This window comes from Methanococcoides seepicolus, assembly GCF_023684405.1.
Lineage (GTDB): Archaea > Halobacteriota > Methanosarcinia > Methanosarcinales > Methanosarcinaceae > Methanococcoides > Methanococcoides seepicolus.
Map to the genome: position 1 here is coordinate 1 of NZ_JAGSOI010000067.1, position 14,072 is coordinate 14,072.

The 14,072-nt window shown below is 43.4% G+C and carries 13 protein-coding genes and 2 pseudogenes; 2 read left to right on the plus strand and 13 right to left on the minus strand.

From position 1 onward, the window contains the following. A pseudogene (locus KDK67_RS12190) lies at nucleotides 1-145 on the plus strand (IS1 family transposase); the annotation flags it as partial. A 12-nt stretch (nucleotides 146-157) separates the two neighbouring features. Here the strand turns inward: KDK67_RS12190 and KDK67_RS12195 are convergent. From KDK67_RS12195 to KDK67_RS12255, 13 genes are all read right to left on the minus strand, one after another. Further along, complete coding sequence (locus KDK67_RS12195) at nucleotides 158-571, minus strand: pyridoxamine 5'-phosphate oxidase family protein (RefSeq protein WP_250869065.1); 414 nt, start codon at nucleotides 569-571, stop codon at nucleotides 158-160. A gap of 119 nt (nucleotides 572-690) precedes the next feature. Then, on the minus strand, nucleotides 691-1,407 hold the full coding sequence (locus KDK67_RS12200) for a class I SAM-dependent methyltransferase (protein WP_338101267.1): 717 nt from the start codon (nucleotides 1,405-1,407) through the stop codon (nucleotides 691-693). Between the two features lie 146 nt (nucleotides 1,408-1,553). After that, nucleotides 1,554-2,330: an ABC transporter ATP-binding protein gene (locus KDK67_RS12205; protein WP_250869067.1), complete on the minus strand. Its 777-nt coding sequence runs from the start codon at nucleotides 2,328-2,330 to the stop codon at nucleotides 1,554-1,556. Nucleotide 2,331: 1 nt separating this feature from the next. After that, nucleotides 2,332-3,441: a FecCD family ABC transporter permease gene (locus KDK67_RS12210; protein ID WP_250869068.1), complete on the minus strand. Its 1,110-nt coding sequence runs from the start codon at nucleotides 3,439-3,441 to the stop codon at nucleotides 2,332-2,334. A gap of 41 nt (nucleotides 3,442-3,482) precedes the next feature. Next, nucleotides 3,483-4,754 carry an iron ABC transporter substrate-binding protein gene (locus KDK67_RS12215; protein ID WP_250869069.1) on the minus strand — a complete coding sequence of 424 codons (1,272 nt, stop codon included), beginning with the start codon at nucleotides 4,752-4,754 and terminating at the stop codon, nucleotides 3,483-3,485. Beyond that, nucleotides 4,751-5,362 carry a hypothetical protein gene (locus KDK67_RS12220; protein ID WP_250869070.1) on the minus strand — a complete coding sequence of 204 codons (612 nt, stop codon included), beginning with the start codon at nucleotides 5,360-5,362 and terminating at the stop codon, nucleotides 4,751-4,753. The genes KDK67_RS12215 and KDK67_RS12220 overlap by 4 nt, the downstream gene beginning before the upstream one ends. A gap of 56 nt (nucleotides 5,363-5,418) precedes the next feature. Beyond that, the gene (locus KDK67_RS12225) at nucleotides 5,419-6,180 is read right to left on the minus strand and encodes an ATP-binding protein (RefSeq protein ID WP_250869071.1); all 762 of its coding nucleotides are present in this window, start codon (nucleotides 6,178-6,180) and stop codon (nucleotides 5,419-5,421) included. Between the two features lie 4 nt (nucleotides 6,181-6,184). Continuing rightward, nucleotides 6,185-7,021: a class I SAM-dependent methyltransferase gene (locus tag KDK67_RS12230; RefSeq protein WP_250869072.1), complete on the minus strand. Its 837-nt coding sequence runs from the start codon at nucleotides 7,019-7,021 to the stop codon at nucleotides 6,185-6,187. A 138-nt stretch (nucleotides 7,022-7,159) separates the two neighbouring features. Beyond that, nucleotides 7,160-8,392 carry an ABC transporter substrate-binding protein gene (locus KDK67_RS12235; protein WP_250869073.1) on the minus strand — a complete coding sequence of 411 codons (1,233 nt, stop codon included), beginning with the start codon at nucleotides 8,390-8,392 and terminating at the stop codon, nucleotides 7,160-7,162. 46 nt (nucleotides 8,393-8,438) lie between these two features. Then, nucleotides 8,439-9,284, minus strand: coding sequence for a class I SAM-dependent methyltransferase (locus KDK67_RS12240; protein ID WP_250869074.1), 846 nt, complete (start codon nucleotides 9,282-9,284; stop codon nucleotides 8,439-8,441). A 13-nt stretch (nucleotides 9,285-9,297) separates the two neighbouring features. Beyond that, a complete protein-coding gene (locus KDK67_RS12245) occupies nucleotides 9,298-10,122 on the minus strand; it encodes an ABC transporter ATP-binding protein (RefSeq protein ID WP_250869075.1) in 825 nt (274 codons plus the stop codon). A gap of 5 nt (nucleotides 10,123-10,127) precedes the next feature. Beyond that, a complete protein-coding gene (locus KDK67_RS12250) occupies nucleotides 10,128-11,210 on the minus strand; it encodes a FecCD family ABC transporter permease (protein ID WP_250869076.1) in 1,083 nt (360 codons plus the stop codon). A 39-nt stretch (nucleotides 11,211-11,249) separates the two neighbouring features. Beyond that, complete coding sequence (locus tag KDK67_RS12255; RefSeq protein ID WP_250869077.1) at nucleotides 11,250-13,307, minus strand: S-layer protein domain-containing protein; 2,058 nt, start codon at nucleotides 13,305-13,307, stop codon at nucleotides 11,250-11,252. Nucleotides 13,308-13,749: 442 nt separating this feature from the next. Between KDK67_RS12255 and KDK67_RS12260 the strand changes: the two are divergent. Continuing rightward, nucleotides 13,750-14,072 (plus strand): annotated as a pseudogene (locus tag KDK67_RS12260) (ISH3 family transposase); the annotation flags it as partial.

Below are 14,072 nucleotides of genomic sequence, written 5' to 3' on the forward strand. Positions count from 1 at the left end.
TGAAGGATATAACAGCATAATTAGGCACTTTCTGGCAAGATTGAGAAGAAAGTCAAAGTGTTATACTAAGAGTCTTGAAATGCTGAAGTACTCTGTTCTTCTTTTGATGAAGTACAGAAATAAAGAGATAGCTATGTTTAGTTAACAATGCCTCATTTTATTCTCCCCCCTTTTTGTGGCGGACAGTTGAATATATCTCTTCCACTTCCACGAGAACCGCGGATTTCAGTTTTATGTTTGAATGGCGCGAATGTCTTTTTCGCAGCTCTTCCACCATTTCTTCTGCCTTTTCAAAGACCTCACCGCTTGTGAAAATCTGTGCTTGCCCTTTGAGCTGATATGCGCTTGGTGATTCCTTTCCCAGCACCTCGACAGCAATCGCGACATGGGGATTCTCAAGCAAGTTCTTTTTTGTCTTGTCAAATAGAACATCTACAATCAGTAATTCACTGTCACTTATCGCACGTATGGCCCCCACCGGAACTACATTCGGTTTTCCATCATTGGATGTAGTTGCCAGATGGACCACATTCTCGTTTATCATTTCCTGTATTTCTTCACTCATTTTCATGCTCATCATTCTCCTTCAAACGTCACAAAACCATTAGTGGGACTTCTACAGAGCCAAATTACGTTTCATTTTTAGCTTCCCATTTGTAGCACAACATGCAAATAAATCAGATGCAGTTTTCATCTGTCTGTTTTTTCCCACCACATTTTCACACGGGTAGTTGAATTTCGCATAATCAGGGAATCATTGTCCTTTTCAAGAACGTTTTCCAGGTAATCTCTGAGGACCGATTCCTGACGTTTTGTAGTAATCTTGTAGTGCGACTTGGAATATTCAACAGCCTCTTCAATAGAGTGATAACGGTTGGTATGCTTAAGCGGGAAGACCTCTGCATGGGGATAGATGCCCATCTGGTAGAGCACATTGTAAAGCACATCGCATTTTGGCCCTGGATGATAATCACCCTCATGGAGGGATGGCCAGAGTGTCCTGTAATGGGTATCCCAGGATGGTTCCCCGGCAAACCAGTATAAGTAGACATATCTCGAAGAGGCCTCCACCATCTTCTGGATCGATTCCCTGATATCGGGCATACCAAGAGAAAACGAAGCTATGACCACATCGTAAGGACCTTCAAGATCCTCTTCAACATTCACATCCTCCCACCGCTTCTGTACACAGGTGATATTGTCGGTTTCATACTCCGATATGTTGTCCTGCAGCACATTCATCATGCCTTCTGAGGGCTCAACAGCAGTAACGTGGGCCACTCTTTCTGCAAGTGGAACTGCCAGAGTCCCGGGCCCAGCACCAACATCGAGCACTCTGGAGTCTGAAGAAATCGAAATACCACTTATGGTCCTTTTAATCCGCTCTCCACCGTTCTCCTGAGCCATCTCCCAAAAGCGCTTTGCATTCTCCTTTTCCTCCCATATAGAGGCGCAATCTACAGCTTGGTGCGACCCTATCTGCTTTAGCATCTGGTTTTTCCAGATCTCATTCCAGTCAATCTTTTCCATTATTTTCATCTCCTCCTTCGATTTTATCTTATAGAACTTATGGGAATAATATACGGGCTTCCCCCATTGCAATTAATCACTTCAGCGTTAACACCATAGACATGGGCTATATCTTCACACGTAAGCACTGCGTCAGGTTCTCCTACTGAGATTATTTTTCCATTTCTCATCATAATTATCCTGTCTGAATATCTGGATGCCAGATTCAGGTCATGTACAACCATAATGGCAGCCACGTTCCTTTCTTTAACAAGTTTCCTCGTGATATCCATTACATCCAGCTGGTGCCGGATATCCAGATTGCTGGTAGGTTCATCGAGCAGTATAACACCAGTGTCCTGAGCCAGTGCCCTTGCGATGAGGACTTTTTGTTGCTGGCCTCCACTAAGTTCGTCATACATGGTAAGCGCCAGATCCTTGATCTCCAGTTCTTCAAGCACTTCCCATACTTTATCTTCATCTTCTTTGTTACTGAACCATCCCTGGTGGGGACGCCTTCCCATAAGAACCGTTTCAAAAACAGTATTCGAAAAAACTCTTTTTGAGCTTTGAGGCACATATGAAATATTTTTGGCAACCTCTATCCTTCTCATTTCATGAAGGTTTTTTCCGTCAAGGTACAGGTTTCCCGAATCAGGAGTCAGGATGCGGTTGATGCACTTTAAAAGCGTGGATTTCCCGGCACCGTTAGGCCCTACAATACTTACCAGCTCTGAGGCCTGTATATCAATTGAAACATCCTCAAATATAGGGGTGCTGGCATATCCGAAACTCATGTTTTTTATCTTTAATTTGACCATATCACCAGAACTCCTTTCTTTTCTTTTTTAGTATCAGATACATGAAAAACGGCACTCCTAGCAGGGAACTTGTGATTCCGGTAGGGATGATTGTTGGTCTTATTATGTTCATTCCTATTGCATCGGCGGAGATTAGGATCAGCGCTCCCATAATTCCTGCTGCGGGGAACAGATACTTATGATCCGAACCGATGAGCATTCTTGCCATATGTGGTGCAACCAGCCCTATGAAAGCGATCGTCCCTGTAAAACAGACAATCGTTGCGGTAAGCAGGCTTGCTAATAACATACCAAGCATCCTGACCCTGTTTGCATCGATTCCCAGACTTTTGGCATTTTCATCTCCGATAGTCATAATATTGAGATCCTTGGCTTTCAGATAGAGAAGGGGAGTACAAATGAGAAAGATCCACAGGATTAGATGGAAATTGCACCAGGAAAAAGCCGAAAGGTCACCCATTCCCCAGCTTACCATTACACGCAATTGCTCATCTGTTGCAAAATATTGGAGCAGGCTGCTTAGCGAACTGAAGAGATAATTCAGGGCGATCCCTGCAAGGATCAGGGTTTCGGAAGTTGCCCCTTTAAAACTTGAAAGTGCGATTATGAATAAGGCGCAGAGCATCGAAAATACAAACGCGTTCCCGATAAGCAGGTAAGGTCCGCCTATGACCCCGACACCCAGTACTGCTGCAATAGCAACTCCAAAATGAGCACCTGCAGAAATCCCGAGTGTAAAAGGGCTTGCCAGGGGGTTCTTGAGTACAGCCTGCATTACACAGCCACAAATCCCTAATCCGAAACCGGCCATTAAGCCCCCTACAATCCTTGGAAGACGAATATTACAGACGATCTGTGACTGCAGTCCCGCAGTGTCGAAATATCCCGGTAAAAATTTTGCAAGCAGGATCTGATAGACTTCAACTACTGATATTTCCAGAGGTCCCAGTGTGACTATAAATGCCGTAAGGAAAATTACCAGAAAAAGAAGAAAACCCATAATAATGAGTTTTCTTCCAATGTAATGCCTGTATTCGGTCTGATGTTGATCGGGCAGGTCTTTGTTCTTTTCAGGCATTTTAGTCTTCAGAAGAATTTCCAGATATTTCACTATCATTCCTCCAGATATGTGTTATATCACGCATATGCATATTAGTAGACCTGCTTTGGGAACGGCTGGTATTCAACAAGGGCAGTAAATACTCCGTCCGCACCAAGGATCTCTTTATAGATTTCATTTCCCTCAGCTTCCAAGTCCATGTCTTTGAACTCTTCAGGATGGAGACACTTTGCCATGTAGAGCATGTTCATAAGGCTGCGGTCTATCGGTCTTCCACGGCAGTAAGGGTAGAAGCAATCATAAACATGATTGTTTTTGACCGCAGGAATTTCCGAGAGTTCGGGTGTATCCATAACAAATTGCACTCCGCTGACCTCAACGGAGGTACTCATGGCAACGAAAATGTAATCCGGTTCCCAGACTACGATCTGCTCCGGACCCACATTGATATTGTCTCCGGTACAGTCCTTTGCAACATTGTTTCCACCTGCAATAGTCAGGGGTTCGTAGATTGCTTCAGTTCTAGTAAAGTCCCTACCTTCCACAGCATCATAAAAGCCTTTCTTTGCACCTCTTGGAGCAAAGTAAACCGTAGGGATCTCGCTTTCGTCAAGCTGATCTGTTACTGATTTGACCATATCGATCTTGGACTGGGCAAAGTTTTCGAGTTCATCGGCTCTTTCCTGCTTATCGAGTATCTCGCCCATAAGCTGCATATGATCGAACATTTCCTCAAAGGTAAAACCAGCCCCAGCGTCCACACAAGGACAACCCACTTTTTCTTCAACCGCATCGCCTCTGCTGTACCACAGAGTGTCGATCACCACGTCAGGTTTCAGGATTGCCATTGTTTCGTAATCGATCTCCTTGCGGGTATTTGTCTCTGGAAGGTTGTCAAGCTGTCCACCATCGTGGATCTGGAGGGATTCCCATGCTTCCACGGCGATCTTTTCATCATTTATATCTCTGTAAAGCACACATCCCGAACGAGTGCACTCATCGGTTGCTACCATTTTATCCAGATCACCAAGGGCTATGATCATTCGTGAATTGTCTGGGTTTGTTGTAATGATTCTTTCAATTGGTCTGTAAAAGGTAACCTTACGATCATGTTGGTCTGTTATTGTCTTGGGTTTTCCATCCCAGAATTTATAGATGTATGCTGCGTCTCCGACATCATCAAGGGAATATTTACCTTCTCCAAGCATATAGTCACAAACCGCCTCAGATAGATCATCTTCAGAGATGTAGCCGTCACCTCCTGCACATGGGAGACTTGAATCCATAGCAGCGGCGGCAGTAGCAGATAAAACAATTCCTGTGAACAGTATAAAGATACCAAACATAAGAGCGGGATATTTCATTTATTGTTCCCTCCATTTAAATTGTTTTTAGATATAAGCAAGCAGGCAAGTATTGCAACTGAAGAAAACACTGCTCCAAAACCGGGTGTTTTCGGTTCCGTACTTACAGGGATGTTTTCCTGATCTGATGCAAATGAAGACATGCCTTTATTGGGACTGGATGATGTAGGATCGATCACGGGTTTCCAGCGTTCTTTGCCTTCATTCAGTTCAGGTGTCTGCACAAGTAGATCCACCCAGTATCCCGTAAAATCGCCCTTTGCACTGGAAGGAGCGATTACCTTGTAACTGATCTCTTTTTCATCCATTACGGAAAATACGATCTTGCCCGTTTTCCGATCTACCTTGAAATGTTTGGCATCTGATATGTCCGAATCTTTTTTAGGGAAACTGAAACCTTCAGGAATGTTTTCCACTAAACCTACCATTATCGGAGCATTTCCCTCGATTGTCAAGCTTATTTCTATTTCCTCACCTGTAGCAAAATTCGCAGGTACACTTCTTGTAATACCTGTGACTTCCGCCTGACTGGCAAGGGTCAGGGGTGATACCATTATTCCTACCATTGCAAGCACCAATAGCATCATTGTTATTTTTTTTACACTCATATTCTCACCTTATTTCTAATGTATGCCCTTATTCAGGCAAATTTTCATTCAACATTTCACTGTTGTTGTCCTTCCAGGAACCCGGTAATTGTTTCGATCTCCGGAATATCAGTATGGAATTCCGTTCCGAGGAGACCAGCTCTGAAAAGGGATTCTAATATAGGGATAGTTGCAAGTACCCGGTTTTCGGGAACTTTCGTGCACATGATCTCTTTAGTGTCTCCTTCGGCCCTGTTTAATATGAAATAGAGTTCTTTGCCTGCAATATTCGCAAGTTCACTGACCTTTTCCGAAAGACGGATCGATTCATAGGAGGGGTCAATCACCATGAGAAGCATATCGCAGCCCTCTTCCACACCCCTGCCGAAATGTTCGATACCAGCTTCGGTATCCACAATTACAAATTCGTCCTCAGACGTATCAATATTTTTCAACAGATGTTTGGCAAGGGCACCCATTGGGCAGGCACATCCTTCACCGACTTCATGGATCTTGCCTACAGCCATCAGGTTCAGTTTTCCTTTCCTGATTACAAAGTCATCGGGTATGTCAGTGATATTCCACCTATGTTCGAAGAATTGACTTTCTTCTCCTTTCTGGAATGATTCCATCATTTTCCCAATGAGTTCTTTTTTACCTCCCATAAAATTCAAAAAATCTGCAGGAAGTTCCATTCCAAGCTGTCGGTGAAGCCCAAAATTGGATTCATCGTTGTCTATTACAAGCACGTTGAACCCTTTTGCTACCATGGATTGGGCTATCAGTGCCGTCAATGTACTCTTCCCGCTTCCGCCTTTTCCGCATACCAGTACTTTCAAGTGATCACCTCTTCTCCCAGAATATTTTCACACGGGTCGAGAATCCTCTGTTCACAAGCAGTTCGTCTTCCTTTTCAAGCAAGCTCTGCAGGTAATCGCGCAGGATAGTTTCCTGTTGTTGCGTGTCGATCTCATAGCGGGATCTAAATTCGTCAACAGCTTCATCTATTGAGGAAAAGCGGTTTGTGTATTCTAATGGGAATACATGCATGTCTGGATAAATGCCCATATTGTAGAGTACATTGTAGAGTACATCGCATTTCGGGCCGGCAACATATTCCTTTCCGTATAAGGCAGGGTGGAGGATACGTGAATGGTATTCCCAGGGTGACTCACCTGCAAACCAGTACAGGCAGATATACTTTGAGGAAGCAGCTTCCATTTTTCGTATTGCGTCCTGTATATCTGGCATTCCCAGTGAATATGATGCGATCACCACATCATAGGGGCCGTCGAGGTCGTTCTCAACATCAAGGTCTTCCCAGCGTTTGTTGACACAACTAATATTATCTATGCCGTACGTTTTGATGTTCTCCTGCAGGACATCTATCATTCCTTTTGCAGGCTCGACCGCAGTTACATGAGATACTTTTTCGGTCAGGGGAATAGCCAGACTTCCCGGTCCTGCCCCGATGTCAAGTATCCTTGAATCGGCTGTTATGGGAAGTTCATTTATGGTCTTCCCCACCCTCTCCCTATTTTCTTGTGATCTTTTCCAGAAGCGCTCTGCGTTTTCTTTACTGTCCCACAGACTGGTACCGCTGCCTTTGTGATCGGAACTTTGGTGGCCATCCATAAGCTCTTTCCAGATATCATTCCAGGCAATTGTATTTTCATTCATAGTTAGTCCTCATATCGTTCATACTCCTTACCGCGTGCACATGTCGAGGTAAATCTCGTTAGTGAAAACCGCTCACGATCCATATGCCAAAAAATGTTGAAATCCATATCAAATTTCAATTGATATGGATTCAAGAATTTAATCGCAGGTGGGACAATCCTCGAGAGTCCAGTCCATCCACTGGGCTGAGCGCAACTCCTTTGCGGTGTCGAGGTCCACGCCATAGACGTTCTGGTAGAAGTCCAGCAGCCACTCAGCAAGGTTAATGTCCTCAAAGCGCTCTGGATATGTTCCCTTTGCGATCACCATTACATCGATCGGGTATTCAAGCCGCTTTGCACAGTTGCAGGGTGACCATGGCAATGATACAACCCGTCTGTTCTTCACGGCGTCCAGTTCCTGCAGATTCTGGTAGTAAGGTGCCTCATAAAGTTCAAGTGGTGGGTGGTATCCATGTGCAGTGGAGAGCACGATCACATCAGGGTTCAATGCCAACACGTGCTCGGCGCTTACAACCTTAGAGTTACCATCCTCCTGGAAATTGTTTTTCGCATGAACAAGGTCCTGGATAAAGAACGACTCGATCGTATCAAGACCATTGACATTACCTGCACCACCAGCACCTCGGGTTTTTGGTGATGCACCAAAGATCAGCACTTCAGGTTTTTCTTCATCAGGAATATCTTTTGTCCGTTCACTTATAAGGTTGACCTGGCTTTCAAGATATTCTGCGAGTTTGGTAGCTTCGGCCTCTTTGTCAAATACCTGGCCAATGATGCGAATTTCATCCGAGATGGTGGACACATCTGCATCATCATAGCAACTTGATCCATATAGAACGACCAGCGGTATTCCAAGAGATTCGATCGTTTCGATGCTTTTTTGTGTGCCTTCATCATCAATGAACCGCAGTGAACAGCTACCCAGGCGGACGATCACCACATCAGGCTCAAGGGTTGCAAGTGTTTCGTAGTTCACTGCAGAACCGGACTTTGCAAAGCAAGGGAGGTCCATGATCCTAGGGTTCAGATAGGAAACCGGATTCATTCCACCCTCGTAGTTAAATGTCTCCCCCCCGACGGTTTCGTAGGTGTAGTTAAAGTTTCGCTGGAGACAACTGGACCCTACTCCCATAAGAGTATCCTGGACACCAATTGTGGTCATAACCCCTTCAATCAATCCATCATTGATCGTGGCCACCTTTTCAATCTCTATTGGCACCTGCACAGCAACTCCGCGACTATCGACAACTGTCCGGTACTGCTCTTGGGATACTGCGTCATCATCACTCGCATTTCCCATACATCCTGCACTCAGCAGGACACTCAACAATACAGTAACTAGAATGCAATACTGTAATTTAGATTTCATTTTTAATCCTCTTTTTTTGATATAATGTATAAATAAATTTGAGCAATCACTCACCTGTCTGTTTTTCCCACCACATCTTCACAGAAGTATATGATCCATTCATGACCAGGGAATCATTATCCTTTTCAAGAACGGCTTCAAGGTAATCCCTAAGAACCGATTCCTGATGGTCTGTAGTGATATTGTAGAAGGATCTGAAATGTTCAACAGCCTCTTCAATAGACTGAAAACGGTTGAAATGATTAACCGGGGAAACCTGCATATGGGGGTAGATGCCCATCTGATAGAGCATATTATAGATCACATCGCAGTTTGGGCTTGGGTGATAATCGCCCTCATGGAGGGATGGCCAGAGTGCCTTGTAATTGGTGTCCCATGAGGGGGGGCCGGCAAACCAGTATAAGTAGACATATCTCGAAGAGGCGTCTATCATCTTCTGGATCGATTCCCTGATGTCAGGCATACCTAAGGAGTAAGAGGCTATGACCACATCATAAGGCCCGTCAAGGTCGGCTTCTATTTCAACATCTTCCCACTGCTTCTGAACACAAGTGATATTGTCGGCCTCATACTCTGCGATATTGTCCTGCAGCACACCCATCATACCTTCAGAGGGTTCTACTGCAGTTACATGAGTTACCTGAGGGGATATCGGAATCGTAAGTGTTCCTGGCCCGGCACCGATATCCAGTATTCGGGAATCCGGTGTGAGCACAAGTCCCTCGATGGTCTTCTGGGTTTGTTCTTTGTTATTCTGCACCGCATTCCAGTATTGCGTTGCTCGTTCCTTATTATTCCATACTCGAGCACACTCAACGGCACACTTCGATTCAATGTTCTTTAGCATCTGGTTTTTCCAGACTTTATTCCAATCAATCGTATTTTCATCCATGTAATTCATCCGTTTATTCTACATCTCTCCGAAGCGCCGGCATGTGTCTTGACGTCCCGTCTTTCTTTTTGACTGCCACATCACGAGGCAATATCATATTAGTCCCATCCAGACTCCTGACTGTGCACATACCCTGGTAGATTTCATCGAGGACGGACTCTGTGATCACATGGTAGGGATGACCCTGACCAATGATCCCATTTTCATTCATAACCACCACGTCGTCGCAGAACCACGAGACATGATTCGGGTCGTGGCTGCACGCCAGGATGGTAATTCCCTGATCTGCCACCTTGCGCAGTAGCTTCCAGATTTTTAACTGGTTGCTAAAATCAAGAGCAGAGGTAGGTTCGTCCAGGAATATCAGTTTTGTCTCCTGAGCTATTGCCCGTGCTATCAACACCATCTGACGCTGTCCGCCTGACAACTGGTTGTAAGGTTGTTCTGCAAGATGGGAGATCTCCAGCAGTTCAAGTGCGTCCAGTGCTTTTTCTTTATCAGCGCGTTTGACGCCAAAAAAACCTCCAAGATGTGGTGTTCTTCCCATCAATACTACTTCCTTTACCAGATATGGAAAGGGGGGTTTATGCTCCTGGGGAACGTACGCCACTACTTTGGCCATATCCTCGATCCTGCATTCATTGATGTCCGTACCATCCATGATCACGGAACCCTTATGGGACTTTAAAAATTTCATGCAGCATTTGAAAAGTGTGGTCTTTCCGCATCCGTTTGGACCAAATAATCCGCAGAGCTGTCCTTCTTTAACATCAAAAGAGATGTCTTTAAGAATCGGAGTAGATCCATAGTTAAAATTGATATCTTTTACCTGTAGCATGAGAATCACCCAAGTAACGAACGTCCTTTGTTTCTCAAAAGATAGCAAAGGTATGGTGCCCCCAGAATTGACGTAATTATCCCGACTGGAATCTCGGAAGTCGTAAGCGTCCGTGCCAGTGTATCACAGACGATAAGATAGATCCCGCCAAGCATTGCCGCAGAAGGTATCACAAATCTGTGATCAGGTCCAAGGATCATTCGCGTTGCGTGGGGCATCATAAGACCAACCCATGCGATAATCCCAACAGTTGAAACCGCAACAGCTGTGACAAGTGTTGCAAGTGCGACCACGATCATCTTGGATTTCTCCGGGTTAATACCCAGTGCCCGGGCTTCTTCATCCCCCATTGAGAGAATATTCAGTTTCCAACCATACATCCACAGTACCAGAAAAGAAAGACCCACAATTGGTGCGGTAATGACAACGTCATTCCAGGTGGCATAGTAGAACCCGCCCATCAACCAGAACACGATCTCACGTAATGAGGAATCATTAGCCGTATATTTTAGGAGGGAGACCAGTGCTGAAAAAATAGAACCAATGATGACACCTCCAAGTATGAGAGTGATGATCGGGGTCTGACCTCGCGTTCTTGCCAGCGTATAGGCAGCCATAACGGCAAGTGAGGCAAAAATAAAGGCTGATATCTGGATTGACTGAAAAATATGGGGATAAACAATCCCCAGTGCCGCCCCGAACGCCGCCCCGGAAGAAACACCGAGAATATAGGGCTCGACCAGTGGATTCCTGAAACATCCCTGAAAGACCGCACCAGATGTTGCAAGGGCAGCACCTACTATAATAGCTAACAGGACTCTTGGCAACCGTATGTTCCATATTATGGTGTTATGTAGTTTATTGATACTGGATGCATCCTGAAAAGGGCTGAGGTTAGCGATGATAGTTGCATATACATCTACAAAAGAGATATTATATGCACCAAGTACCATGGCGATGGCTGCTGCAAGGCCCAGCACCGCAAAAAGGATGCAAAGGATTAAGTACTTTCTCATATCTGAGAAACCCTTTACATCCTGATTTGTTATCCTTTCCAGGATATTAATGCGTTTTAATGTTTCAAACATTGTCAATTTCCTTTATCGTCATCTACTATTACACATTAGTTACCTTCTTTTGGAAAAGAAAAAGACCGCAAGAACTCCTGAGATTGCAGACAGGAGGGTAAATGCTGGCATTACGTTCTCATCATCAACTTTTACTGCAAACTCCTCAGTTTCTTCGACATCAGGCTTTGAAAGTTCTTCAGAAGTTTCACCCTCTAAAATAGTTGATCCACTTTCTGTATCTGTGGTTTCAGTTTTATCAGGGATCTCTTCAGCTACTTCCTGAGAAGCTGTTTTGTCTTCAATGGTCAACTTCTTTGCAGGATAGAAAAGATAGCCTTCATCTGTACCTTTACCTGCTTTTGATACCTTGAAGTACCAGTCGTCAGTTAAGTCGATGGTATCACCCATTTCAAGAGTAATTTCCTGATCGTTAGACAATGTGATTTTGTCTTCTGAGACTTCAGTACATTTCAGAGCTCCGAACTCATCGTCCACTTCAATTGTTGTCACATCGTCCTTATCAATAAGCCATGTATACTTGAGAATTATAAAACAGTCCGATGTTCCTTTGAAAGCCTCATCTACATAGGTTACAAAGTAGACCGCATCTTCCTTGTCTGCAAAATCGTCTTTTGCGACAAATATTCTTTTATCATCTTCCCCATTTGTATCCAGGATCTTAGATTCCAGTTCTACTCCCTCTTTGGAAAGAGCTAACCAGACCTTTCCCCCGTCAATATCCAGCTGGTTGACCGTAAGGTTGTATCCTTTTCCAAGCTCCCAGGATTGTCCGACTTTTAATGTCTTTTCTGCGCTTCCTTTCTGTTCAAAGACCAGTTTTGTGATCTTCTGGGCATCACCTTCAATTGCCACGTATTTCTGACTGAACCATGGCATCATGTAATATTTATTGACTGTTGTAGCATCAGTCTTGGTACTTACCGTGTATTTTTTGACGTAGGGATGAGTAGTGTAGGTAAGTTCCCCCTTGTCCATAACATTGTTAGTAGGAGCTGCCCCTATTGCAGGATTTTCTGGATCACTATTTTCATAGCTGAGAGTTTCGGCAGCAGATCCGGCTTCATTCATTGAATAGTAAAAGGCAGGCCAATTTGTTGCATTCCAGGAAATTTCAGATACATCACCTGTATCAAGTGGTGATCCGCGAATTTCGTATTTTCCAGGAGTGGTCACCTTCTTTGCAGGATAGAAAAGATAGCCACCATCCGTACCTTTACCTGCTCTTGATACCTTGAAGTACCAGTCGTCAGTTAAGGGGATGGTATCACCCATTTCAAGAGTTATTTTCTCATCGTTAGCCAATGTGATTCTATCTTCGGCAACTTCAGTACATTTCAAAGCTCCGAACTCATCGTCCACTTCAATTGTTGTAACATCATCCTTATCAATAAGCCATGTATACTTGAGAATTATAAAACAGTCCGATGTGCCTTTAAATGCCTCATCTACATAGGTTACAAAGTAGACCGCATCTTCCTGGTCTGCGAAATCATCTTTTGCGACAAATATTCTTTTATCATCTTCCCCATTTGTATCCAGGATCTTAGATTCCAGTTCTACTCCCTCTTTGGAAAGAGCTAAACAGACCTTTCCACCGTCAATATCCAGCTGGTTGACCGTAAGATTGTATCCTTTTCCAAGCTCCCAGGATTGTCCGACTTTTAATGTCTTTTCTGCGCTTCCTTTCTGTTCAAAGACCAGTTTTGTGATCTTCTGAGCATCACCTTCAATTGCCACGTATTTCTGACTGAACCATGGCATCATGTAATATTTATTGACTGTTGTAGCATCAGTCTTGGTACTTACCGTGTATTTTTTGACGTAGGGATGAGTAGTGTAGGTAAGTTCCCCCTTGTCCATAACATTGTTAGTAGGAGCTGCACCGATCGCAGGATTTTCTGAATCACTATTTTCATAATTGAGAGTTTCGGCAGCACATCCGGCCTCGTTCATTGAATAGTAAAAGGCGGGCCAATTTGTTGCATTCCAGGAAATTTCAGATACATCACCTGTATCAAGTGGTGATCCACGAATCTCAACTGATGCTGCAGAGCAGACACCTGCAGCAAGAATAAGTGATATAAATACCAGCACTGTGATATTTAATTTTTTAGCTAGTTTAGTCTTAATATATTAGTCCTCCTTTTTTAATAATTATTTAATCATTAATGTCTATTTGTAATATTTAATTAAGCAATCGTTAGTTTTAGTGTTACTTATTTTTTTAAAAATAATACTAAATAGGTAGTATATATAATTTAGTATTAACACCGTGACGATATAAATTTGTAGAAAGGGTATCAGACAGCAATGAAAATAAATTAAAACAGAATAATGATATGAAAATATTTACAGACAAGTATGAATTTGCTCCGCATCCCCAATAGACAAAATCGAATTGTAAAAAGAAACTAATACTCCATCTGATAGAGATCGTCAAATTCAGTACTTCGCTAATTTCAGTACTTCGCTAATTTTACTATCAGCATGAAATAATGTCATTCGATAGCTATATATGCGGCGAAAACGCCGCCATATGTCATTTCAACTTCCCAATTCCAAGAACATTCCCAGAGTTGAACTAAGATCAAAAGAATGTATTGACACTGTTCTAAAACCACTTACAGATAATATTAAAATCAAGATCAATGGTTCACTTACCTGTAAAGATATTTTTCATACTACAGTATGTATGGCAGTAGATAAGGGATCGGTTCATTCCATTTCAAAACACTACCAAAAAGTAGTATGTGAGACATCGATACGACATCATTTCCAAAAACTGGATCTTGATAATCTTATTCGAATAAATGAAAAGATTCTACTTCAAGAGGCTCTTAAGATTTTGGAAAAAGGAAA

Coding starts and splice junctions, on each gene's coding strand:
- KDK67_RS12230 (WP_250869072.1), bottom strand. CDS start 7,021: ATGAATGAAAATACAATTGCCTGGAATGATATCTGGAAAGAGCTTATG.
- KDK67_RS12220 (WP_250869070.1), bottom strand. CDS start 5,362: ATGAGTGTAAAAAAAATAACAATGATGCTATTGGTGCTTGCAATGGTA.
- KDK67_RS12245 (WP_250869075.1), bottom strand. CDS start 10,122: ATGCTACAGGTAAAAGATATCAATTTTAACTATGGATCTACTCCGATT.
- KDK67_RS12235 (WP_250869073.1), bottom strand. CDS start 8,392: ATGAAATCTAAATTACAGTATTGCATTCTAGTTACTGTATTGTTGAGT.
- KDK67_RS12205 (WP_250869067.1), bottom strand. CDS start 2,330: ATGGTCAAATTAAAGATAAAAAACATGAGTTTCGGATATGCCAGCACC.
- KDK67_RS12250 (WP_250869076.1), bottom strand. CDS start 11,210: ATGTTTGAAACATTAAAACGCATTAATATCCTGGAAAGGATAACAAAT.
- KDK67_RS12200 (WP_338101267.1), bottom strand. CDS start 1,407: ATGGCTCAGGAGAACGGTGGAGAGCGGATTAAAAGGACCATAAGTGGT.
- KDK67_RS12240 (WP_250869074.1), bottom strand. CDS start 9,284: ATGGATGAAAATACGATTGATTGGAATAAAGTCTGGAAAAACCAGATG.
- KDK67_RS12215 (WP_250869069.1), bottom strand. CDS start 4,754: ATGAAATATCCCGCTCTTATGTTTGGTATCTTTATACTGTTCACAGGA.
- KDK67_RS12195 (WP_250869065.1), bottom strand. CDS start 571: ATGAAAATGAGTGAAGAAATACAGGAAATGATAAACGAGAATGTGGTC.